The organism is Streptomyces sp. rh34 (assembly GCF_002551245.1).
Classification (GTDB): Bacteria; Actinomycetota; Actinomycetes; order Streptomycetales; family Streptomycetaceae; genus Streptomyces.
Genome location: NZ_NTGZ01000118.1, coordinates 1 through 22,226, shown reverse-complemented (window position 1 = coordinate 22,226; position 22,226 = coordinate 1). Strand labels below are relative to the sequence as shown.

The 22,226-nt window shown below is 71.3% G+C and carries 20 protein-coding genes; 14 read left to right on the top strand and 6 right to left on the bottom strand.

From position 1 onward, the window contains the following. Window positions 1-33: 33 nt before the first annotated feature. Window positions 34-522, top strand: a complete 489-nt coding sequence (locus CR470_RS21565) for a pyridoxamine 5'-phosphate oxidase family protein (RefSeq protein WP_097869196.1) — start codon at window positions 34-36, stop codon at window positions 520-522. Here the strand turns inward: CR470_RS21565 and CR470_RS21560 are convergent. Beyond that, complete coding sequence (locus CR470_RS21560; protein WP_097869193.1) at window positions 494-1,345, bottom strand: putative protein N(5)-glutamine methyltransferase; 852 nt, start codon at window positions 1,343-1,345, stop codon at window positions 494-496. The two genes, CR470_RS21565 and CR470_RS21560, sit on opposite strands and share 29 nt — an antisense overlap. A gap of 372 nt (window positions 1,346-1,717) precedes the next feature. Continuing rightward, window positions 1,718-2,482: a GntR family transcriptional regulator gene (locus CR470_RS21555; RefSeq protein WP_097869192.1), complete on the bottom strand. Its 765-nt coding sequence runs from the start codon at window positions 2,480-2,482 to the stop codon at window positions 1,718-1,720. 160 nt (window positions 2,483-2,642) lie between these two features. Between CR470_RS21555 and CR470_RS21550 the strand changes: the two genes are divergently transcribed. The 4 genes from CR470_RS21550 to CR470_RS21535 all read left to right on the top strand — a co-directional run bounded on the left by CR470_RS21550 (window position 2,643) and on the right by CR470_RS21535 (window position 5,277). Further along, window positions 2,643-2,981 (top strand): hypothetical protein, encoded by a 339-nt coding sequence (locus CR470_RS21550; protein WP_097869191.1) that lies wholly within the window; start codon window positions 2,643-2,645, stop codon window positions 2,979-2,981. 205 nt (window positions 2,982-3,186) lie between these two features. Then, on the top strand, window positions 3,187-3,486 hold the full coding sequence (locus CR470_RS21545; protein ID WP_097869190.1) for a hypothetical protein: 300 nt from the start codon (window positions 3,187-3,189) through the stop codon (window positions 3,484-3,486). Window positions 3,487-3,816: 330 nt separating this feature from the next. Next, a complete protein-coding gene (locus CR470_RS21540; protein WP_097869189.1) occupies window positions 3,817-4,257 on the top strand; it encodes a hypothetical protein in 441 nt (146 codons plus the stop codon). Window positions 4,258-4,542: 285 nt separating this feature from the next. Beyond that, window positions 4,543-5,277: an alpha/beta fold hydrolase gene (locus CR470_RS21535; RefSeq protein ID WP_097869188.1), complete on the top strand. Its 735-nt coding sequence runs from the start codon at window positions 4,543-4,545 to the stop codon at window positions 5,275-5,277. A 303-nt stretch (window positions 5,278-5,580) separates the two neighbouring features. On the opposite strand, the gene glnA is transcribed toward CR470_RS21535, so the two are convergent. Beyond that, on the bottom strand, window positions 5,581-6,942 hold the full coding sequence (gene glnA, locus CR470_RS21530) for a type I glutamate--ammonia ligase (protein ID WP_003969536.1): 1,362 nt from the start codon (window positions 6,940-6,942) through the stop codon (window positions 5,581-5,583). 277 nt (window positions 6,943-7,219) lie between these two features. On the opposite strand from glnA, the gene CR470_RS21525 reads away from it, so the two are divergent. From CR470_RS21525 to CR470_RS21500, 6 genes are all read left to right on the top strand, one after another. After that, entirely contained in the window at window positions 7,220-7,912 is a 693-nt protein-coding gene (locus CR470_RS21525; RefSeq protein WP_097869187.1) for a DUF3105 domain-containing protein, read from the top strand. A 41-nt stretch (window positions 7,913-7,953) separates the two neighbouring features. Beyond that, window positions 7,954-8,682, top strand: a complete 729-nt coding sequence (locus CR470_RS21520) for a DUF305 domain-containing protein (protein WP_097869195.1) — start codon at window positions 7,954-7,956, stop codon at window positions 8,680-8,682. A 166-nt stretch (window positions 8,683-8,848) separates the two neighbouring features. Next, window positions 8,849-9,274, top strand: coding sequence for a CBS domain-containing protein (locus CR470_RS21515; protein ID WP_097869186.1), 426 nt, complete (start codon window positions 8,849-8,851; stop codon window positions 9,272-9,274). 112 nt (window positions 9,275-9,386) lie between these two features. Continuing rightward, window positions 9,387-9,881, top strand: a complete 495-nt coding sequence (locus CR470_RS21510) for a hypothetical protein (protein WP_097869185.1) — start codon at window positions 9,387-9,389, stop codon at window positions 9,879-9,881. A gap of 71 nt (window positions 9,882-9,952) precedes the next feature. Then, the gene (locus CR470_RS21505; RefSeq protein WP_097869184.1) at window positions 9,953-11,581 is read left to right on the top strand and encodes a multicopper oxidase family protein; all 1,629 of its coding nucleotides are present in this window, start codon (window positions 9,953-9,955) and stop codon (window positions 11,579-11,581) included. A gap of 121 nt (window positions 11,582-11,702) precedes the next feature. Further along, window positions 11,703-13,457 (top strand): NAD+ synthase, encoded by a 1,755-nt coding sequence (locus tag CR470_RS21500; RefSeq protein WP_097869183.1) that lies wholly within the window; start codon window positions 11,703-11,705, stop codon window positions 13,455-13,457. Window positions 13,458-13,660: 203 nt separating this feature from the next. Here CR470_RS21500 and CR470_RS21495 read toward each other — a convergent pair whose 3' ends face one another. After that, window positions 13,661-14,923 carry an MFS transporter gene (locus CR470_RS21495; RefSeq protein WP_097869182.1) on the bottom strand — a complete coding sequence of 421 codons (1,263 nt, stop codon included), beginning with the start codon at window positions 14,921-14,923 and terminating at the stop codon, window positions 13,661-13,663. Between the two features lie 237 nt (window positions 14,924-15,160). Next, window positions 15,161-16,186 carry an endonuclease/exonuclease/phosphatase family protein gene (locus CR470_RS21490; RefSeq protein WP_097869181.1) on the bottom strand — a complete coding sequence of 342 codons (1,026 nt, stop codon included), beginning with the start codon at window positions 16,184-16,186 and terminating at the stop codon, window positions 15,161-15,163. Window positions 16,187-16,597: 411 nt separating this feature from the next. On the opposite strand from CR470_RS21490, the gene panB reads away from it, so the two are divergent. The 3 genes from panB to CR470_RS21475 all read left to right on the top strand — a co-directional run bounded on the left by panB (window position 16,598) and on the right by CR470_RS21475 (window position 19,568). Further along, entirely contained in the window at window positions 16,598-17,500 is a 903-nt protein-coding gene (panB, locus tag CR470_RS21485; RefSeq protein WP_097869180.1) for a 3-methyl-2-oxobutanoate hydroxymethyltransferase, read from the top strand. A gap of 197 nt (window positions 17,501-17,697) precedes the next feature. Continuing rightward, window positions 17,698-18,711: an ATP-binding cassette domain-containing protein gene (locus CR470_RS21480; protein WP_097869179.1), complete on the top strand. Its 1,014-nt coding sequence runs from the start codon at window positions 17,698-17,700 to the stop codon at window positions 18,709-18,711. Then, window positions 18,708-19,568, top strand: coding sequence for an ABC transporter permease (locus tag CR470_RS21475; RefSeq protein WP_097869178.1), 861 nt, complete (start codon window positions 18,708-18,710; stop codon window positions 19,566-19,568). The genes CR470_RS21480 and CR470_RS21475 overlap by 4 nt, the downstream gene beginning before the upstream one ends. A 45-nt stretch (window positions 19,569-19,613) precedes the next feature. Here the strand turns inward: CR470_RS21475 and CR470_RS21470 are convergent. Then, window positions 19,614-22,226, bottom strand: a 2,613-nt coding sequence (locus CR470_RS21470) for an ATP-binding protein (protein WP_257138870.1), incomplete at its 5' end; no start/stop codon positions are given.

Genomic DNA, 22,226 nt, shown 5'->3' with positions numbered 1-22,226 from the left:
GCCCAGGCCCCCGCCAGTCCCCCGGCGACCGAGCTGGACGCCCGCTACAGCAGCGAGGGCGCGAGCGCCCGCCTCTGGCCGGAGGCGGCCGCCGTACTCACCGATGCCCCGCTGTACTGGCTGTCCACGGTCCGCCCGGACGGCCGCCCCCACGCCACCCCGCTGATCGGCATCTGGTCCGACGGCGCCCTCCACTTCTGTACGGGCCCGGAGGAGCGCAAGGCACGCAACCTGGCGGCCAACCCCGAAGTGGTCCTGACGACGGGCGCGAACACCCTGGACTCCGGCTTCGACCTGGTGGTGGAGGGCCGGGCGGACCGGGTGACCGACCACGACCGGCTGACCGCTCTGGCCCGGGAGTGGGAGGCGAAGTACGGCGGCGACTGGCACTTCGACGTCGAGGACGGCAGCTTTGTCCAGGCGGGGGCGGGCCACGCCCACGTGTTCGCGGTCCGCCCCCGTACGGCCTTCGGCTTCGGCAAGGGGGAGCCGTTCAGCCAGACGCGCTACCGCTTCGCGTAGCCTTCCCCGCCGTCCCGGCTCCCACGGTCCCGACGAGGACGGTGGCGTACCACTCCTCGGAGACCAGGACCCGGGTGCTCAGCCCGGCGGCGCGCATGACCTCGACCGCCGTGTCCCGCTGCCGCTCGCTCGCCTCCACGAGCAGGCTGCCGCCGGGCGCGAGCCACTCGGGCGCTTCGGCGGCGACCCGGCGCATGACGTCGAGCCCGTCGCCGCCCCCGTCCAGGGCGACGCGCGGTTCGTGGACGCGGGCCTCGGCGGGCAGCAGTTCGACGTCGTCGGTGGGGACGTAGGGGACGTTGGCGAGCAGCACGTCGACCCGGCCGCACAGGCCGGCGGGAAGAGGACCGAAGAGATCGCCCTCGTAGACCTGCCCGAGGTCGCCGACGTTGCGCCGGGCGCAGCGCACGGCGGCGGGTTCGACGTCGCAGGCGTGCAGTTCGGCGGCGTCCGACGCGGTGGCGAGGGCGACTCCGAGCGCACCGGAACCGCAACAGAGGTCGACGACGACAGCCCGGCGGGGTGCGAGGGCGGCGGCCTGCGCCACCAGGAACTCCGTACGGCGGCGGGGTACGAAGACGCCGGTGTCCACGGCGAAGCGGCGACCGTGGAACTCCGCCCAGCCCAGGACGTGTTCGAGCGGGAGGCCGGCGGCACGGCGCTCGACGAGGGCGGCCAGTTCGTCCGGGGAGGGGGCGGCCTCGTGAAGGAGGCGGGCCTCGTCCTCGGCGAAGACACAGCCGGCGCGGCGGAGGGCGACGACCGTGGAGGAGAGGGCACCGGAGGAGGAGAGGGAGAGGGAACTGAAGGGGTGAACCGGCATACGAGCGAAGCCTTTCGGGAAAACCGATGGGCGCTCCGCGATCGGCTTATGCCGTCCGGTCGGCTGCTGCCGGTCGTACGACGCGATCGCGCGGGGTGAGCACCCAGCCTGATCCAGCGGTAATGGGTCTCACCTCCTCGGTCGATCTCGTCGGTCCCGTGGCGTACGGGGGTCGTAACCCTACAACAGCCCGCTTCCGCGCCCTTGCGGGGCGCGGGAACGGGCTGCTCGGTGCCCGATCCCGCGTCGACCTCCCCACTGACGACTCAGCGGCCCGCCGGCGCCTCGCGCGGGGTGCCACCCGGAAGCCCGGCCCTCGGCCCTCGCTTCAGGAATCAAGAATCAGGAGTACGGGGGTCAGGAGTACGGGGGTCAGGAATCAGGCTGATCCACGCGGATCTCGTAGGCGATCTCCCAGCGGATGTCCGGCACGATGATGTCGGCCGTCTCCACGGGGCGCCCCTCGGGGTCGAAGTACGTGCGCTCCACCTCGATGACCAGGTCACCGACGGAGATCCCGAGCAGATTCGCCTGCTCCCGCGTCGCGCGGGCCGGGCGGGGAAGCTCGATGCCGGTGACGATGTTCACGCCGATGGACCGCATCCGCTCCACCACACCGATCTTGCCGTGCGGACCCATCTCCGGAAGCAGAATCGGCGTCCCGTCGGTGAGGGCCATCGGCTCCCAGCTCTTGGAGAGCTGCACGGGCAGGCCGTCGGCGAGGAACTCGTAGTCGGTCACGACACAGAGGTCGCCGGGCTCGATCGCCAGCCGTTCGGCGATGTCCTCCGGCGCGGGGACCCGTGCCGTGCTGGTGCACTCCCAGTCGGCCTCGTGGTCGAGCTCACTCATGTCCGAGGCGAAGGGACTGTTGCCGCGCTGCTCGCGGTGGCGTGAGCGGACCATGCGCCGGCGCTCACGGGCCCGCCGGACGTACGTGCCGGAGCCGGCTCGGCCTTCGAGGATGCCCTCGATGATCAGGCGCTCCATGGCCCGCTGCGCCACGGACTGACCGACGCCGTACTCCTCGGCGAACCGGGCCCGGGACGGCAGCTTGTCCCCCACTGCCCATTCACCGGCCCGGACACGAGCCCGCAGAGCATCCGCCACCTGCAAGTACGGCGTATCACGTGGCATTTGAGCAGCTCCGTGTGTTCGGCGTCGATATGGGCGTCGCTGTTGACAAAGCTAACCCATCAGGTTGAAGCTGAATACTCAGCATTACATGGAGTGACATTCGGTTCATCAGGGGAGAAGTGTGCGCTCTGCACAAGCGCGGGTCGCGGCGCTGACCGGCATGCTCGCCGCCGCCACAGGCACCGAACCGCGCATCACCACCGGCCTGGACACCTTCCGCGTCGAGGCCGATCTCTCCTCCGAGTTGAGCGCGACCGCGCACTCGGCCGTCCTGGCCGCCCTGGCCACGGCGGACCGCTTCGGCCACACGCTCAACCGCACCGCCGAATACGTGTGGGCCGAGATCAGCAGAGAGGCGAACGTGACCACGACCGAATCCCCGGACACGGCGTACCGCGCCCTGCTCGGCCACACCATGACCTGCACCGCGTGCCGGACCGGCGCGATCTGCCCCGCCGCCACGAAGCTCGTCCGCGTCTGGCGGGAGACCCGCCGATGAGACGCGGTGCGGGGCGCCGGCAGGAACGGGTCGCGATCGCCACCGGCCGACGGCGTACGGCCGGACAAACCCCCTGACCCCCGCCCCGGCCGCCCAATCCCCGGCAGGACGACGGCCGGGCCGGGTCGCCACCCACCGATCAGAGACGGAGGCACCTGATGCGCAGAACCCACCAGGCGTTACCGGCACCACCCGGGAGGCCCGGATGACGATCGCCCTCTCCACGACGGACGTTCTTGACTGCGAGGCATGCTGGAACGCCCCGGTCACCGCCGCCCGCCACACACCCACCGGCCGCGACCTGCTCTGCGAGGAGTGCGCGGAGGGCGACTACCCACGCCGCGTCGACCTCTTTCCGCCGTTCGGCGTCTACGGCCTGACACGCCGAAAGGTCCTGAACGACGGCAAACACGGCAGCGGCCCCCCGAAGACTCCACCCGACCCCGGCCCTCCGCTGCCCAACCCGCCCCCCGCACCGTCACCGCCGGGGACGCCGCCGGTGTAGCGCCCGGGCCGCCGTGGGCCCGTACCCTCCGCAGCGCGGGTACGGGCCGGCAGGCGCGGAGACTGCGTCAGCTGACCACGTGGCGGCCCGTCCCGGCCCGACGGCGCGGGCGCTCAGGGCTGATCACGCCTGCGGGGCGAATCGCCTCCGCTGGACTGGGCAACCTGCCTGGGTAGTGCCGCGTAAGTGTCTAATACTCCAGCCGTAGATCGTGATCTTGCGGCTGGGGGTGGCGCGGAGGCAGCCAGAGTCGCTGGCCTCACACCATCGACTTACCCTGACGGCCCGAAAGTTCGCCGACTGTCGGAGCGCACTGTCAAACTCCTCAGTGTGAGCACCTTCTACGACTACTTCAGCGCACCCGACGATCAAGCAGCAGCATCAGCCTTTGCAGAGGGACCTGATGACGCCGGCTTCGACACGCTCCGCGTCAAGACGATCGACCCCGCTGTACAGCTCGGACAGGCGGTGGCGCTACTGATTCGTGAACCTGTATCACGGGTTACCGGACATCCCCGATTCGTTCATCTGGTGACGAGCCCGGAGGCGGAGGGTACCTGGATCGTTACTCTGCCCGACGAGCTGCGCGATGTCTTGGCGGACGCACCCGCCGAGCGTTTGGCCGAGATCTCTGTACCGTGGTCGCAAGCGGAGGAGTTCTACGGCTATGCCGATCCCGGCAATCTCGCGGACCTCCTCAACGAGCTTGCAGCACTGGCTGGACGAGCTCGGTCACACGACCATGGACTCTACTGCCGCATGGCGCTCTAACCGCGCTGTTCCACCGTCGGCCGACGCTCATGGTGCCCAGTAGCCATCTCTCGATCGGCGGCTGAGGCCGCAGCTACCGTTGACCATCGGGTGTTGTGTGGATAAGCGAAGATCAGGTGACAACGCGCCCCGGCGCCGCTCTCGAACGGCGCGTCACCTTCGTACCCCGTTGCGGTTGGTTGAACGGTCTGAGCGTCCTCGTTGGCCACCGTTTCCGCTTCTGAGCGCCGGGGACCGCCCCCCAAGTAGAGTCAGTCCGAAGAGAGCGCGGATCTGGGGGGATTCATGACGGCTGCGGCGGATGCACCGCCCATCGTCTTCGTACACGGGACGCGGTTCAGCGCGGGTCAATGGAGCCAACAGCTCCCCGCACTCCAAAAGGACTTTCGGGTGGCCGCCGTTGACCTACCAGGCCACGGCGCGCGCTCTGCCCAACCCTGGAGCCTGAACGCGGCGACGGAGATCATCGCTTCCGCGGTGGACTCGCTCGACCACGGGCCGGCTCTGGTCGTCGGGCACTCGCTCGGCGGATACGCCTCGCTGGAGTTCGCACGACGCTGCCCGGAGCAGCTGCGGGGGTTGGTTCTCGCGGGAGCCAGCGCCTCAACGTGTGGTCCGTGGGCAACACCGTATCGGTGGGTTGTTGGGCTCGTCCCTCGTATACCTGCGGACCGGTTGACCCGCTGGAACGACAGGTTGCTACGTCGGCTCTATTCCCCCGAAGTGGTGGACGCCACCATCAGCTCCGGTTACGCATTCCACGCTCTGCCGGCCGCCTGGGGCGAGGTGCTGGGCCGCTTCGACGCGGATGCGATGCGTCATGTGGCGGCTCCCGTGCTCATCCTGAACGGCGAGAAGGACACCGTCTTCCGGTCCGGCGAGGCGGACTTCGTCCGCGCGCATCCGCAGGCCCGCATCGAGCTGATCCCCCGGGCGAGGCATCTCGCGAACTTCGACGATCCAGATGCCTTCACCGATGCCATCCGCCGCTTTGCCCGACAACTACCTGCTCACAGCTGAGCGCGTCGGAGCAGGGTCCACCAGGGCCGCCCGAGCACACGGAGACCGCGAACGCTCGGGCCGGCCGAAGTCGCGTGCCCGCTGGCCACCTGCCGCGCTCGATCAAGATCGCTACAGGGCAGACGTCGCCTGATCCGGCACTGGATTTCCCGGTGGCCAAGGCGTAGTTGGGCCCGCCGCCCGTCCGGGCCTGACGGCCCCTGGAGGACCCCTGGAGAGCCCAGAGTTGCTCATGGCTACGGGCGGGTCGCTTCGGTTGGACCGGGCGACCCGCCCGTAGTGCGTTCTCCAGGCCGCAGGCGGTTACAGCACCGGCAGCAGGTTCTTCAGCTCGAAGGCCGTGACCTCGCTGCGGTACTCCTCCCACTCCTGCTTCTTGTTGCGCAGGAAGAAGTCGAAGACGTGCTCGCCCAGCGTCTCGGCGACCAGTTCGCTCTTCTCCATCAGCGAGATCGCCTCGCCCAGGTTCTGCGGGAGCGGCTCGATGCCCATCGCGCGGCGTTCGGCGTCGGAGAGGGCCCAGACGTCGTCGTCGGCGCCGGCCGGGAGTTCGTAGCCCTCCTCGATGCCCTTGAGGCCCGCGGCGAGCAGGACCGCGTAGGTGAGGTACGGGTTGGCGCCGGAGTCGATGGAGCGGACCTCCACGCGGGCCGAGCCGGTCTTGCCGGGCTTGTACATCGGGACCCGGATGAGGGCGGAGCGGTTGTTGTGACCCCAGCAGATGTACGAGGGGGCCTCGCCGCCCGCGCCGGCCGCGCGGGAGGAGCCGCCCCAGATGCGCTTGTAGGAGTTGACCCACTGGTTGGTGACGGCCGAGATCTCCGCCGCGTGCGTCAGCAGGCCCGCGATGAAGGAGCGGCCCACCTTGGAGAGCTGGTACTCCGCCCCCGACTCGTAGAAGGCGTTGCGGTCGCCCTCGAAGAGGGAGAGGTGGGTGTGCATGCCCGAGCCCGGGTATTCCGAGAACGGCTTCGGCATGAACGTGGCCTGCACGCCCTGTTCCAGCGCCACCTGCTTCATCACCAGACGGAACGTCATGATGTTGTCCGCCGTGGAGAGCGCGTCCGCGTACCGCAGGTCGATCTCCTGCTGGCCGGGGGCGCCCTCGTGGTGGCTGAACTCGACCGAGATGCCCATCGATTCGAGCATGGTGATCGCCTGGCGGCGGAAGTCCATGCCGACGTTCTGCGGCGTGTGGTCGAAGTAGCCCGAGCTGTCCGCCGGCGTCGGGCGGGTGCCGTCGACCGGCTTGTTCTTCAGCAGGAAGAACTCGATCTCGGGGTGGGTGTAGAAGGTGAAGCCGAGGTCGGACGTCTTGGCGAGGATGCGCTTGAGGACGTAGCGCGGGTCCGCGAAGGACGGGGAACCGTCCGGCATCAGGATGTCGCAGAACATCCGCGCGGTACCGGGGGCCTCCGCGCGCCAGGGCAGGATCTGGAAGGTGCCCGGGTCCGGCTTGGCGATCATGTCTGATTCGTACACTCGGGCGAAGCCCTCGATCGCCGAGCCGTCGAAGCCGATGCCCTCGTCGAAGGCCTGCTCCAGTTCGGCCGGAGCCACGGCGACGGACTTGAGGAACCCGAGGACGTCGGTGAACCACAGCCGCACGAAGCGGATGTCGCGCTCCTCAAGGGTCCTGAGGACGAATTCCTGCTGCTTGTCCATTGCCACATCCTTGCAGTTCAGACGGTCCGTGCACCACCGCCCGGGGTAGGGGGACACTTCAGTATCGCGACCCGGGATTTCCCCCAGATTACGCACACGGTGTGAGAGAGAGCACTCGGCCACCCACTACGATCGGCGACCGTGGCGCACGGGGGCGGCAGGCGAGCAGCGGCCGACTTCCCGCCCGGCTTCCCACCCGGCTTCCCGCCCGTCCGCGCGCATCGGTTCACGGGCCGTCCTCCCTCCTCCCGGCCCCTTCGCAGAAGGACTCGACGACATGAGTTTCGACCCCCGGTACCCCCAGCCCCAGGCCCCCGACACGCGCGCCCGCGCCACCCGCAACCGGGCCATCGCCATAGGGCTGAGCGCTGCCGTCGTGGCCGGTCTCGTCGCCTTCGGCTCGTACCTGCTGCTGGAGAACTCCGAGGCGAACGAGAAGGCCGACAACGCCTCGGCGGCCCAGGACGGCAAGCACCCGGGCGGGCACGGCGGCTCCCACGGCAACGCCACGGGCGGTGCCATCGAGGGGCTGAAGTCCTGGGACGCGACGAAGCTCGGCCGCGAGCACGTCGCGGGCACGGTGGACTATCCGATGAAGCCTCCGGTCGGCGGCGACCACAACCAGGCCTGGATGAACTGCGACGGCGACGTATACGAAAAGGCCCTCCCGGACGTCAACGCCGTGCACTCCCTGGAGCACGGCGCGGTCTGGGTCACCTACAACGGCAAGGCCGCCGACGCCGATGTCGCCGCGCTGGCCGAGCGCGTCAAGAAGACCCCGTTCACGCTGATGAGCCCGTACGCCGGTCAGGAGGGCGCAATCACGCTCAGCGCCTGGGGCAAGCAGGTCGCCGTCGACTCCGCGGACGACAAGCGGGTGGACCAGTTCTTCGCCCAGTACGTCCAGGGCGCGCAGACCCCCGAACCCGGCGCCCCCTGCACCGGCGGGCTGGCGACGGTGCCGCAGTGACGGCCGGGGAGCGGGCGGCCGAGGAGCGGACGGTCCAGGACGTGGCCTCTCAGGCCGCCCTCGTGGAGCGGCGGAAGACCCGGCGTGTTCGCTGGGCGGCCGGTAGCGCCGTGGCCCTCGCCCTGCTCTTCGCGGCGGCGGCCACCGTCGCCTCCGCGCGGGGCGACGGGGACGGGGCGGGAGCGGGGGACGCCCGTGCCCGTGTTCCGGGGGCCTCGTCCGCCGACGCCGGGTTCGCCCGGGACATGGCCGTCCACCATCAGCAGGCCGTCGAGATGTCGTTCATCGTCCGCGACCGCACGGACGACGAGGACGTACGCCGTCTTGCCTACGACATCGCCAACACCCAGGCCAACCAGCGCGGCATGCTGCTGGGCTGGCTCGACCTGTGGGAGCTGCCGAAGGTCGCCCCGGGCGGGGAGCAGCCCATGGCGTGGATGGCCGCCGATACGGGTGGGCATGGGCACGGGCACGGCTCGGGCGGTACCGAGGCGGGTTCCGGTGCGGACGGGGTGCTCATGGCGGGCATGGCGAGCCGCTCGGAGCTGGCGCGGCTCGACCGCCTCGACGGTGAGCAGGCCGAGGTGTTCTTCCTCCAGTTGATGACGGACCACCACAAGGGCGGCGTCACCATGGCCGAGGCCTGCGCGTCCCTGTGCTCGGTTCCGGCCGAGCAACGGCTCGCCCGGGGCATGGTCGAGGGTCAGCAGTCCGAGCTGGGGCTGATGCGGGACATGCTGGCCGAGCGGGGAGCCGAGCCTCGGCCCTGAGCCATGCCTTCGGGCCTGAGCCCGGACGACGGGTGCGTCAGCTTTCGTCCTCGCGGCGGCGCACCCGAACGGGTGATTGCGGTCGCGCGGCCCCGGCGGGCCGGTGACGATGGGTTGCGCTCGGGGCCGTACGGCAGTGCCATCGGCACGCAGGAGGAAATCCCCCATGACGACCGCCAAAGACATCATGCACAGCGGGGCTCGCTGGATCCCCGCCCACGAGACGCTCGACCGTGCGGCCCAGCTGATGCGCGAGCACAACGTGGGCGCGCTTCCGGTGTCCGCCGACGGTGACTCCGACCGGATGGTCGGCATCATCACCGACCGCGACATCGTCGTCGGCTGTGTGGCCAAGGGGCACGACCCGGCGAAGACCACGGCGGGCGATCTCGCGCAGGGCACGCCCCGCTGGATCGAGGCGGACGCCGATGTGAACGCGGTCCTGGAGGAGATGCAGACCCATCGCATCCGCCGGCTGCCCGTCGTCGAGAACAAGAAGCTCGTCGGCATGATCAGCGAGGCCGACCTCGCGCAGCACCTCACCGAGGAGCAGATCGCGGGCTGGGCGGAGAAGGTCTACGCCCGCAGCTGAGCCGCCATCCGTACGACGGTGCCCCGCGCCCCGTCCCGCCCCGACTCAGGGGTGGCGGGGTGCCGGGCGCCCCCGCCCCGTCCGTATACCCGCCGTGGGTAGGGTGGTCCGCATGGCGGGCAGGACGCGGAGCAGGAGCGTGACGTACGGGCAGCTTCTGCTGTTCGTCGCTCTGCTGTTCGGCATCGTCACCATGCATACGGTCGGGCATCCGGCGGAACACGGCGGCGGCTCGCCGTCGTCGCCCCCCGCCCTGACCGAGCACGTGGCCCAGGCGCCTGGGCCGGCTCAAGGCCCGGATAGAGCCCAGGGCCCTGCCCCAGCCCCGGCTCACGGCCCGGCTCCGGGCGTCGCCGACACTCAGCAGCCGCCTCCGCACGACTCCCCCGGCTCCGGCGCGCCCATGAGCGGTATGGATCCGCTCTCCGTCTGTCTCGCCGTCCTCGGCGTCTGGGGCCTCGCTCTCCTCGGTTCCTGGCTGCTCGGGCTGCGCGCCGACGGACGACCCCTCGGTACGCCGGTGGGCGCGGGGCTGCTGCGGGTCCTGCGGCCGATCCCGCCACCCCGGATATCGGTGCTCGCCAGCGTTTCGGTGCTGCGTATTTAGGAGTGGGCGTTTCACCTCCGCCTTCCCTCCACGCGACAACAGTCCTTCAGTTCTTCAGAGGTGTATTCGGCATGCCCACGAAACCCACCCGACGCGCCGTGCTCGGCGCCGCTCTCGCCGTCGCCGGCACCGGAGCACTCGCCGCCTGTTCCGACGGCGGCGGCAACAACAGCGGGGGGCGCTCCCCCGGCGGAGCGCAGGACTCCGGCACGTACGTCTCACCCGGCGGAAAGGAAGTCGAGGCGGCCGAGACGGCGCGCGGCTCCGGCCCCGTGCGCAAGGTCACCCTCACCGCCACCCGTGCCCGACTCGACCTCGGCGGCGGGCGGACCGTCGCCTCCTGGGCGTACGGGGACCGGCTGCCCGGGCGCGAGGTGCGGGTGACGGCGGGCGACACGCTCGCCCTCACCCTCGCCAACCATCTGCCGGAGCCCACCTCCCTGCACTGGCACGGCCTCGCCCTGCGCAACGACATGGACGGGGTTCCCGGGCTGACCCAGCGGGACATCGCACCGGGAGCCGACTTCGCGTACCGGTTCGCCGTGCCGCACCCGGGGACGTACTGGTTCCACCCGCACTCCGGCGTCCAGCAGGACCGGGGGCTGTACGCGCCGCTGATCGTCGAGGACCCGAAGGAGCCGTTGGCGTACGACAAGGAGTGGGTCGTCGTCCTCGACGACTGGGTCGACGGGGTGGAGGGTTCCACCCCGGACGCCGTCCTCAAGGAGCTGTCCGGGGGCATGGGCGGCGGGATGGACCACGGCGCGCACACCATGTCGGGCGAAGAGGACACAGGGGGCAAGGACTCGGGCGGCAAGGACGCGGGTGGTAAGGACGCGGAGGGCAAGGGCGCGGGCGGTGACGGGCCCTCGCGGATGATGATGGGGGCCACCAGCAAGCTGCTCGGCGGGGACGCCGGCGATGTGGCCTACCCGCACTACCTGGTCAACGGGCGGGTGCCGCGGGACCCGTCCTCCTTCTCCGCGCGGCCCGGCGACCGCATCCGGCTGCGGATCATCAACGCCGGTGGCGACACCGCCTTCCGGGTCGCGCTCGGCGGGCACCGGATGACCGTGACGCACACCGACGGGTTCCCGGTGCGGCACACCACGGGTGACGCGCTGCTGCTGGGGATGGGCGAGAGGTACGACGTCCTCGTCACCGCCGGCGACGGGGTCTTCCCGCTGACCGCGCTGGCCGAGGGGAAGAAGGAGTCCGCGCTGGCCGTGCTGCGGACCGGGAGCGGGGCCGCGCCCGCCGCCTCCGTACGGCCCAAGGAGCTGGACGGGAAACTGGTGGAGGCGGGGCGGCTGGTGCCGGACCCGTCGGTGGCGCTGCCCGCCCGCGCGCCGGACCGGACGATCCGGATCCGGCTCACCGGCGGGATGGCGACGTACGACTGGGCCTTCGACGGACAGCCGTACAGCGCGAAGCACCGGCGGCCGGTGGAGGCGGGCGAGCGGGTGCGGGTCGTCTTCGACAACGGGACGGCCATGTGGCATCCCCTCCATCTGCACGGGCACACCTTCGCGCTCGGCGGGAACGCCGCCGGGGCCCGTAAGGACACCGCGATCGTGCTGCCGCACCGGTCGCTGACCGTGGAGTTCGACGCCGACAACCCGGGGCTGTGGATGGTCCACTGCCACAACGTCTACCACGCGGAGGCGGGGATGATGACGGTCCTCGGCTACCGGAGCTGACCCTGCGATCCTCGGCGGGTCGGGGCTGATAGCCGCTTCGACCTGCGGTTTCGGCGGGCCGGAGCAGATTTTGCCCGGCCCGCCGGGACATCGCGTCAGAAAGACGATTACACTGGGCTCCGTGCCTCAACTACGCCTCGCACTGAATCAGATCGACTCCACCGTCGGCAACCTCGCCGGCAACGCGGAGGCGATCGTCCACTGGACCCGGCACGCCGCCGAGCAGGGCGCCCACCTGGTGGCGTTCCCCGAGATGGTGCTGACCGGATACCCCGTCGAGGACCTGGCCCTGCGGTCGTCCTTCGTCGAGGCCTCGCGTCAGGCGCTGCGCGCGCTGGCCGCCCGGCTCGACGCGGAGGGCTTCGGCGAACTGCCGGTCGTCGTCGGCTACCTGGACCGCTCCGAGCACGCCGCGGCGCGCTACGGGCAGCCGGCCGGCTCCCCGCGCAACGCCGCCGCCGTGCTGCACCGCGGCGGGATCGCGCTCAACTTCGCCAAGCACCACCTGCCGAACTACGGGGTGTTCGACGAGTTCCGGTACTTCGTGCCGGGCGACTCGATGCCCGTCGTCCGGATCCACGGCATCGACGTGGCCCTCGCGATCTGCGAGGACCTGTGGCAGGACGGCGGGCGTGTCCCGGCCGCCCGGTCCGCCGGGGCCGGGCTGCTGCTGTCGATCAACGCCTCGCCGTACGAGCGGGACAAGGACGACACCCGGCTGGAGCTGGTCCGCAAGCGGGCCCAGGAGGCCGGCTGCACGACGGCCTATCTGGCGATGATCGGCGGTCAGGACGAGCTGGTCTTCGACGGCGACTCGATCGTCGTCGACAAGGAGGGCGAGGTCATCGCCCGTGCCCCGCAGTTCTCCGAGGGCAGCGTCATCCTCGATCTGGAGCTGCCCGCCGCCGAGGCCGTGGCGCCCTCCGGTGTGGTGGACGACGGGCTGCGCATCGACCATGTGGTGCTGTCCGACCGGCCCGTGGACGCGTACGAGCCGGAGCTGGCGGGCGGGTACGCGGAGCGGCTGGGGGACGAGGAGGAGATCTACTCCGCGCTGGTCGTCGGGCTGCGCGCGTACGCCGCGAAGAACGGTTTCAGCAGCGTGCTGATCGGGCTCTCCGGCGGCATCGACTCCGCGATCTGCGCGGCCATCGCCTGCGACGCGCTCGGCGCTCAGCACGTGTACGGCGTCTCGATGCCGTCGAAGTACTCCTCGGACCACTCCAAGGGCGACGCGGCCGAGCTGGCGCGGCGGACCGGGCTGAACTTCCGTACCGTACCGATCGAGCCGATGTTCGACGCCTACATGGGGTCGCTCCAGCTCACCGGCCTCGCCGAGGAGAACCTCCAGGCGCGGTTGCGCGGCACGATGCTGATGGCCCTGTCCAACCAGGAGGGGCAGATCGTGCTGGCGCCGGGCAACAAGTCCGAGCTGGCGGTCGGCTACTCCACGCTGTACGGGGACGCGGTCGGCGCGTACGGGCCGATCAAGGACGTGTACAAGTCGTCGGTCTTCCGGCTGGCGAAGTGGCGCAACCGGGCCGCCGAGGAGCGGGGGCAGACCCCGCCGATCCCGGAGGCATCGATCACCAAGCCGCCGAGCGCGGAGCTGCGGCCGGGGCAGGTCGACACGGACTCGCTGCCGGACTACGACGTCCTGGACGCGATCCTGGAGATGTACGTCGACCGGGACCAGGGGCTGGACACCATCGTGGCGGCCGGGTTCGACGCGGAGCTGGTGGCGAAGACGCTGCGGATGGTGGACGCGGCCGAGTACAAGCGGCGGCAGTACCCGCCGGGGACGAAGATCTCGCCCAAGGGGTTCGGGAAGGACCGGCGGCTGCCGATCACGAACCGGTGGCGCGAGTCGTCGTAGCCGGGTGGGGTGGGCGGGCGGTTACCGGGGGCGTCCGGTGGCCGCCTTCGTCCTCAAGCGCCGGACGGGCTGAGTTGTGCGGCGGCCACGCGTGGCTGCCGGGGCCGTCCGGCGCTTCGTTCTGTCCTCAAGCGCCGGACGGGCTTGATCGTGCGGCGGCCTCGGCGTGGCTGTCGGGGCCGCCGGCGCTTCGCGTTCCGTCCTCAAGCGCCGGACCGGCTTGAACCGCGGCCGAGCGTGGAGTGCTGGTTCGTCCGGCTGGACGACGTGTCCTCACGCGCCGGACGGGCTTGATTGGCCGCCACCACGCGGGATTTCGGGGACGGGTCCCGGTCCAGGTAGCCCGCTGTCGCCGCCACCGCCAGGCCGATCACGGCCAGCACCGCGCCGACCAGGGCCGGGGACGTCCAGCCCCAGCCCGCCGCGATCGCCACGCCGCCCAGCCAGGCGCCGCCCGCGTTGGCCAGGTTGAACGCGGAGTGGTTGGAGGCGGAAGCCAGCGTCGGGGCGTCCTTCGCCTTGTTCATCACCAGCATCTGGAGCGGGGTCGTCGTCATGAAGCCGACTCCGCCCAGCAGCACCACCATCACCAGGGCTGCCCACGGGACGTGCACCGTGAACGGGAACACCACCAGGATCACCGCGAGCGCACCGAGCGATCCGTACAGGGTCGGGCGCAGCGCCCGGTCCGTGAGGGGGCCCGCGGCCAGTGCGCCCAGGGTCATCCCGATGCCGAAGAGGGCCAGGACCAGGGTGACGGAGGATTCGCCGAAGCCCATCGCCTTCGTGGTCATGGCCGAGAGGTACGAGTACACCGCGAAGACCCCGGCGAAGCCGAAGACGGCGGTGAGCAGGCCGAGAATCACCTGACGGTTGCCGAGGGCGCGCAGCTCGCGGCGGACGTCCTGGTGCGCCTCGACGGGGATGTGGGGCACCAGACGTGTGAGGGCCGCCATCGCGGCGAGGCCGATCGCCGCGACCACGAGGAAGGTGGCCCGCCAGCCGAGGTGCTGGCCGAGCAGGGTCGCCGCGGGGACGCCGACGATGTTGGCGACGGTCAGGCCGAGGAACATCGTCGCGACGGCCCGCGCCTGGCGGCCCTCGGAGACCAGCCGGGCGGCGACGACCGCGCCGACGCCGAAGAACGCGCCGTGCGGGAGGCCTGCGAGGAAGCGGCCCGCGATCAGCCAGCCGAAGTCCGGGGCGAGCGCGGAGGCGAGGTTGCCGACGGTGAACAGCGCCATCAGGAGCAGGAGCATCCGCTTGCGCGGGACCCGCGAGCCAAGGCCGGTGAGCAGGGGCGCGCCCAGGACGACGCCGATCGCGTACGCCGACACGAGGTATCCGGCGGTGGGCACGGACGTGCCCAGGTCGTCCGCCACGTTGGGGAGCAGCCCCATCATGACGAACTCCGTCGTGCCTATGCCGAAGGCACTCACGGCCAGGGCGAGGAGAGCCAGGGGCATGGGGAGAGGACCTTTCAGGGAGGACGGGGGCCCGCGGGGGCGCGCGGCAGGGGAACAGCAGGAAGCCGTTGCCGGGGCACGCCGGGTGCCGGACAACGGCTCACGCCATATGTAAGTTACCGGAACAAATTCTCGCAGAGGTTTATGCCGGGACGCCTACCGGCAGGTGAACGGCTCGTTGCGCCGGGCCTGCAGGACCTGCTGGACCTGCCAGGTCTGCCGGGCCTGTCGCATACGTCACAGCTCCACGCGGGCCGCGATCGGGAGGTGGTCGCTGTCGGTCGCCGCGAGGGTCCAGGAGGCCAACGGCTCGACACCCTTGACCATGATCTGGTCGATCCGGGCCATCGGGAACGAGGCGGGCCAGCTGAATCCGAAGCCGTCGCCCGCCGCGCCCTGGGTGGAGCGCATCTGCGCGGTGACCGCGTTCAGCGAGCGGTCGTTCATCGTGCCGTTCAGGTCGCCGAGCAGGACGACGCGCTCCACCCGTTCGTCGGCGATGGCCTCGCCGAGCGCGTCGGCGCTGTTGTCGCGCTGGTTGGCGGTGAACCCGGCGTGCAGCTTCACGCGGACGGACGGCAGGTGGGCCACGTACACCGCGACCTCGCCCTGCGGGGTCCTGACCGTCGAGCGCATCGCGCGGGTCCAGCCCATCTTGATGTCGACGGGCTTGGTGTCGGCCAGCGGGTACTTGCTCCACAGGCCCACGGTGCCCTGGACGGAGTGGTGCGGGTAGCGGTCGGCCAGCGACTTCTCGTACGTGGAGACCTGCCTGCCCGGGAGTTCCTGGAGGGCCACGACGTCCGCCCCGGAACCGGCGACCTGCTGGGCGGTTCCCTCGGGGTCGGGGTTGCCCGCGTTGACGTTGTGGGTGGCGACGGTGAGGTCGCCGCCGCCGCCGGACTTGTCGGTGAGCAGGCCCCCGAAGACGTTGAGCCAGACGACGGTGGGCAGCAGCAGCGCGATGAGGGCGGTCGCGGAGCGCCGCACCAGGCCCAGGACCAGCAGCACCGGGATGAACAGCGCGACCCACGGCAGGAACGTCTCGATGAGGCTGCCGAGGTTGCCGAGCCGGTTGGGGATCTGCGCGTGGACGACCATCAGCAGGGTCAGCAGCACCGAGCAGAGGGCCAGCACGACTCCGCGCCGCCAGATGCCCCGGTCGGACCTCAGCCTGTCCCACAGGCCCCGGAAGCGGGACCCGCCGACCTCCGGCTGCTCCGCGCTGCCGTTGTCCGTGTCCGCTCCGTACGCCTGCACCATCGCGCTGTCCTCACTGCCTTGCCCTGCACATCGCCGCGCCCTCGACCCTAGGCGATGAGTGGCGCCTTTCCGCCCGTCGGCCCATAGACCCGCCCGACGTCCCGCGACCGTACGGAGTGCCCGTACGGGAACCAGGACGCCGGCGGCGGGAGGACGGGTTCCGGTACGGGGCCGGCCGGGGGGCCTTGTGACAGAACGATCACACTCGTACGGGGCGAGCCCTCCCGGCGGGCGGCGATCACCCGGTCCACGAGGTTCTCGGGGAGCGGCGCGTCGGGGAGGTGCACCGCGCGGACAAGCGTGCGGACAGGCTTGCGGGCCCACTTCCCGAGCGGTGGGGCGGGATGCCACCATGGAAGGGATCCGGGGACGCCGTCAGGGCGCCTCGAGATGACGAAGGAGCCACCGGCCATGTCGCTTCAGGCTGCACAGAATCCGTCCTCCCCCAAGGAGGCCTCCGCTTCCCCCGCAGGTGCGTCCGCCGACAGCGGCAAAGCACTGTACGGAGGGAAGTCCACCCGCCGCATCACCGTCCACGACATCGCCGCCGCTACGGAGCGCGGCGAGAAGTGGCCGATGCTCACCGCCTACGACGCGATGACCGCGTCCGTCTTCGACGAGGCCGGCATCCCGGTCATGCTCGTCGGGGACTCCATGGGCAACTGCCACCTCGGCTACGAGACCACCGTGCCCGTGACGATGGACGAGATCGCCATGCTGTCCGCCGCCGTCGTCCGGGGCACCAAGCGCGCCCTCGTCGTCGGCGACCTGCCCTTCGGCTCGTACCAGGAGGGCCCCGTCCAGGCCTTGCGCAACGCCACCCGGCTGGTCAAGGAGTCGGGCGTCGGCGCGGTCAAGCTGGAGGGCGGCGAGCGGTCCCACGAGCAGATCCGGCTGCTGGTCGAGGCCGGCATCCCGGTCATGGGCCACATCGGCCTGACCCCGCAGTCCGTCAACGCGATGGGCTACCGGGTCCAGGGGCGCGGCGAGGAGGCCGCCCAGCAGCTGCTGCGCGACGCCAAGGCCGTGCAGGACGCGGGCGCTTTCGCCGTCGTGCTGGAGCTGGTGCCCGCCGAGCTGGCCGCCGAGGTCACCCGCACGCTGCACATCCCGACCGTGGGCATCGGCGCCGGTTCCGCGACCGACGCGCAGGTGCTCGTCTACACGGACATGGTCGGGCTGACCGGCGGCAAGGTGCCGCGCTTCACCAAGCAGTACGCGAACCTGCGTCAGGTGCTCGGCGACGCGGCGAAGGAGTTCGCGGACGAGGTCGTCGGCGGCACGTTCCCGGCGCCGGAGCACACCTTCCACTGATGCCCGCGCACTGACCCACGGGCCTTTCGACGCGTCTTCCGACGCGTCTTCGTCCCGCGCCCACCAGCCATTTCCCGCACCCCCGACAGCCCGCCGACATCCCCCATCGGCGGGCTGTCGCCCGTGCGGGGCCCGGTGCCGGGCCGTGTCGGCGGCCTGTCGGCGAGCTGTCGGTGGGTGCTGGTCTGCTGGTGGCCATGGAACGAATCGACAAGAACCCCAGCAGCGGCCGGAACGCGGTCGAGGTGCGGGGGCTGGTCAAGCACTACGGCGAGACCAAAGCACTGGACGGCGTGGACCTCGATGTCCGCGAAGGCACCGTCCTCGGTGTGCTCGGCCCCAATGGCGCGGGCAAGACCACCCTCGTACGCTGCCTGTCCACTCTGGTCACCCCCGACTCCGGCCACGCGGTCGTCGCGGGCTTCGACGTGGTGAGGCAGCCCCGGCAGCTGCGCCGCACCATCGGCCTCACCGGGCAGTACGCCTCGGTCGACGAGAAGCTCTCCGGCTGGGAGAACCTCTACATGATCGGGCGGCTGCTCGATCTGCCCCGCAAGAAGGCCCGGGCCCGCGCCGACGAGCTGCTGGAGCGGTTCTCGCTCACCGAGGCCGCCAAGCGGGCCTGCATGGAGTACTCCGGCGGGATGCGCCGCCGGCTCGACCTGGCCGCCTCCATGATCGGCAGCCCCTCCGTGCTCTACCTGGACGAGCCGACGACGGGTCTCGACCCCCGTACCCGTAACGAGGTCTGGGACGAGGTGCAGCGGATGGTCGCCGAGGGCGCGACCGTGCTGCTGACCACCCAGTACATGGAGGAGGCGGAGCAGCTCGCCAAGGAGCTGACCGTGATCGACCGCGGGAAGATCATCGCCCGGGGCGGGGTCGACGAGCTGAAGGCGAAGGTCGGCGGACGCACCCTCCAGATCCGGCCCTCGGACCCGGCGGAGCTGGCCGCGATGGCGCAGGCGGTCCGGGAGGCGGGGCTGGACGGCGTCGCCGGCGCGCAGGCGGTGCCGGACGAGGGCCTGCTGTACGTGCCGATCCTCAGCGACGAGCAGCTGACCGCCGTCATCGGACTGCTGGGCGTCCGGGGCTTCTCCCTCGCCCATGTCTCCACCGCTCTGCCCAGCCTCGACGAGGTGTTCCTCGCGATCACCGGCGACAAGGCCACGCCCCTCTCCGACCAGGCTCCCCAGGAGGTCGCCGCATGAGCACCACGACACTGACCCCCGCCCCCGCCGGGGCCGCGGACGCCACGCCGTCGAAGCCGGCGGTGGCCGACGAGGGCCGGATCGGTCTGCGGGCCAATCTGCGACACATCGGGGCTCTGGCGCGGCGCAATCTGCTCCAGATCAAGAAGGACCCCGAGTCGATGTTCGACGTCCTTCTGATGCCGGTCATCTTCACGCTGCTGTTCGTGTACGTCTTCGGCGGCTCGGTCGGCGGCAGCCTCGGCGGGAACCGGCAGGACTACCTGAACTACCTGATTCCCGGGCTGATGGCGATGATGGGCATGAACATCGCCATGGCCGTCGGAACCGGGGTCAACGACGACTTCCGCAAGGGCGTCATGGACCGGTTCCGGACGATGCCGATAGCCCGCTCCTCGGTGCTGATCGCCAAGATCGTGGTCGAGCTGGGCCGGATGATGGTCGCCATCACCATCCTCCTCGGGATGGGCTTCGCCCTCGGCATGACCGTGGGCACGTCCGTGCTCGGGCTCCTGGCGGCGGTCGCCCTGTCGGCGGTGTTCGGCGCCGCCATCATGTGGATCTTCATCGTGCTCGGGCTGGCCATGAAGACGGCGCAGGCGGTCCAGGGCATGGGCATGCTGGTGCTGATGCCCCTGCAGTTCGGGTCCTCCATCTTCGCGCCGCCCGCGACCATGCCGGGCTGGCTCCAGGCGTTCACCGACTACAACCCGCTGTCCAATCTGGCGGACGCGGCGCGGGGTCTGATGATGGGCGGCCCGGTCGCGAACTCCGTCTGGGTGACGCTCGCCTGGGCGGCGGGCATCACGCTGGTGATGGCTCCGCTGGCGGTGTCCAAGTTCCGCAAGAAGGCCTGAGCAAGACGGCCTGAGCAAGACGCGGAAGGCCTGAGCGCGGAAGGGTTACGCCGGAGGGTCACGCCGGTACGTCTCCGCCAGGGCGGTGGCCTCAAGGAGTGTGAGGTCACCGCCCTCCGCGTACGCCGCCGTGTACGCCGCGTCGTCGATCCACACGCGGACGGCCCGCTCGGCGTGCGCCAGATTGCGGCGCTCCATCATGCTCGGCACATGCCCCTTCGGCAGGAGAGTCGCCTGGCACGCCAGCAGCCGGGCGGCGTCCTTCGCCGCCCCGGGGCCGCCGAATCCGGCGAGTGCGTGGGCGATGGCCGTCAGGTGGGCCGACGGCATCTGCGGGGCCACCACCATCGACAGCGGGTCCCGCGAGCTGGTCAGCGCGGTCAACGCGTTCTCCAGGGCGGAGGCGTACGCGCCGTCGAGGTTGTCCAGCCAGGCCAGCACCCCGTGGACGAAGCCGCCGAAGATGGCGGCGTCGCGCCCCTTGAAGTCCTCCCGGACGAGCTGCGTCTGGCTGCGGGCCTCGTCCACGCGCCCCTGGAGCCCGAGCACGAACCCCAGGTGCATCCGGGCCATCGGCGTCGCCTCGTGGCCCGACTGCCGCCCGTTCTCGGTGACCTCGCGCAGGATGGCCTCGGCCTCCGGGAGACGGTCGATCTCGATGAGGGCCCCGGCGTACCGGGCACGCAACAGTGCCACCTGGCTCTGGGCGCCGATCCTCTGCGCGTAGTCCACAGCCGCCCCGTAGTCGTTCAGGGCCGCCATGAACTCACCCGCCCTCTCGTTGGCCTCGCCCCGCGAGGAGAGCGCTTCGGCGGCTCCCCAGTCGTCGCCGAGCCGGGTGTAGATCTCCAGGCTCTCGTCGGCGTCGGCGCGCGCGTCGGCCACTCGCTCGGGGGTGTTCGACAGGAAGTTGGCGCGGGTGTGGAGTGCGGAGCCGAGCTCCCATTCGTAGCCGAACGTCCGGGAGGCCCGGACCGTCTCGTCCAGCAGTTCGTACATCCGGTCCATGTCGCCGCTGAGCAGGATCGCGAACATCCACAGCGATCCGGGCATACGGCAGGTCTGCGGCATCCCGGGGCGGTAGGTGTCGGCGATGATCTTCAGACGCTCCTTGCCTTCGGAGGTCGACCACTCACTGAACACGAGGTCCACGCTGGCCAGTTGGATCAGCGACGCCCCGCGCCGCGCCTCCGCGAGCTGTTCGTCGTCCATGGGCGGCGGCCGGTCGGTGGCCCGTTCCAGGAGCGAGGGGGCCCGGACGCCGGGCGCGGCGAACGGGTCGGGGCCGAGCGAGGAGGCAGCCGCGGCCCACTGGCGGGCGTCCGCGCGCAGATCGCGCAGCATCCAGTACCAGGACATCGACAGCACCATGCACAGCGCTTCGTGCTCGTCCCCGACGGCGACGGCGTGGCGGAGCGCGGTGCGCAGGTTCTCGTATTCGCGCTGGAAGACCGCGTTGGCGTCCCGCTGTCCGGCGCCACGCACCCGGGGCCCGGTGATACGGGCCAGTTCCCGGTAGTGGACCAGGTGGCGCCGCTCGACGGCGTCCCGCTCGCCCGCCTCGTCCAGACGGTCGGCGGCGTACTCGCCGACGGTCTCCAGCAGCCGGTAGCGCATCTCGTCGTCGCCGGGCGCGGCGACGACGAGGGACTTGTCGACCAGGGACCCGAGCAGGGCGGCGACGTCCAGGGAGTCGACGGCGACGCCGCCGTCGGGGGCGGGGAGTGCGCAGACCTCCTCGGCGGCGGCGAGGGAGCAGCCTCCGGCGAAGACGGAGAGGCGGCGCAGTACGGCGCGTTCGGCGGCGTCGAGCAGGTCCCAGGACCAGTCGACGACGGCACGCAGGGTCTGCTGGCGGGGCAGGACGGTGCGGCTGCCGTTGGTGAGGAGGCGGAAGCGGTCGTCGAGCCGGTCGGCGATCTGGCGCGGGGTGAGCATCCGCAGCCGGGCGGCGGCCAGTTCGATGGCGAGCGGCAGCCCGTCCAGACGGCGGCAGATCTCGGCGCAGGCGGCCGCGGTCGCCCCGTCCGCGTCGGTGCGGAAGCCGGGGCGGGCCGCCGCCCCGCGCTCGGCGAGCAGGCGCAGCGCCATCGGGTCCGGCAACGGGTCGACGGGGCGGACGAACTCGCCGGGCACGCCGAGGGGTTCGCGGCTGGTGGCGAGGACGGTGAGCTGGGGGCAGTGGGTCAGCAGCCGGTCGGCGAGGGCGGCCGCCGCCCCGATGACGTGCTCGCAGTTGTCCAGGAGGAGCAGCATCCGGCGCGGGGCGCAGTGCTCGGTGAGGCGTACGAGGGGGTCGGCGCCGGTGCGGTCGGTGGCCCGCAGCTCCTCGGCCCCCGCTCCGCGCAGCACGGCCTCGCGGGCGCCGAGCGCGGACAGGACGGCTTCGGGCACGCTGTCCGGGTCGTCGACCGGTGCCAGCTCGGCGAGCCAGACGCCGTCGGGCCAGCCCTCGGCGGCGGCCTCCGCGGCCTCCTGGGACAGCCGGGTCTTGCCCGCGCCGCCAGGGCCGAGCAGGGTGACGAGCCGGCTCCGGGCGAGGTCGTCGCGGAGCGCGGCGATGTCGCTGTCGCGTCCGACGAAGCTGGTGAGCCGGGCCCGGAGGTTTCCGGGCGGGGTCGCGGGCCGGGCCGGGGCCGGGGCCGCCGGGGAGAGGAC

Coding starts and splice junctions, on each gene's coding strand:
- CR470_RS21560 (WP_097869193.1), bottom strand. CDS start 1,345: ATGCCGGTTCACCCCTTCAGTTCCCTCTCCCTCTCCTCCTCCGGTGCC.
- CR470_RS21555 (WP_097869192.1), bottom strand. CDS start 2,482: ATGCCACGTGATACGCCGTACTTGCAGGTGGCGGATGCTCTGCGGGCT.
- CR470_RS21550 (WP_097869191.1), top strand. CDS start 2,643: ATGCTCGCCGCCGCCACAGGCACCGAACCGCGCATCACCACCGGCCTG.
- CR470_RS21545 (WP_097869190.1), top strand. CDS start 3,187: ATGACGATCGCCCTCTCCACGACGGACGTTCTTGACTGCGAGGCATGC.
- CR470_RS21535 (WP_097869188.1), top strand. CDS start 4,543: ATGACGGCTGCGGCGGATGCACCGCCCATCGTCTTCGTACACGGGACG.
- glnA (WP_003969536.1), bottom strand. CDS start 6,942: ATGGACAAGCAGCAGGAATTCGTCCTCAGGACCCTTGAGGAGCGCGAC.
- CR470_RS21525 (WP_097869187.1), top strand. CDS start 7,220: ATGAGTTTCGACCCCCGGTACCCCCAGCCCCAGGCCCCCGACACGCGC.
- CR470_RS21515 (WP_097869186.1), top strand. CDS start 8,849: ATGACGACCGCCAAAGACATCATGCACAGCGGGGCTCGCTGGATCCCC.
- CR470_RS21510 (WP_097869185.1), top strand. CDS start 9,387: ATGGCGGGCAGGACGCGGAGCAGGAGCGTGACGTACGGGCAGCTTCTG.
- CR470_RS21505 (WP_097869184.1), top strand. CDS start 9,953: ATGCCCACGAAACCCACCCGACGCGCCGTGCTCGGCGCCGCTCTCGCC.
- CR470_RS21495 (WP_097869182.1), bottom strand. CDS start 14,923: ATGCCCCTGGCTCTCCTCGCCCTGGCCGTGAGTGCCTTCGGCATAGGC.
- CR470_RS21490 (WP_097869181.1), bottom strand. CDS start 16,186: ATGGTGCAGGCGTACGGAGCGGACACGGACAACGGCAGCGCGGAGCAG.
- panB (WP_097869180.1), top strand. CDS start 16,598: ATGTCGCTTCAGGCTGCACAGAATCCGTCCTCCCCCAAGGAGGCCTCC.
- CR470_RS21480 (WP_097869179.1), top strand. CDS start 17,698: ATGGAACGAATCGACAAGAACCCCAGCAGCGGCCGGAACGCGGTCGAG.
- CR470_RS21475 (WP_097869178.1), top strand. CDS start 18,708: ATGAGCACCACGACACTGACCCCCGCCCCCGCCGGGGCCGCGGACGCC.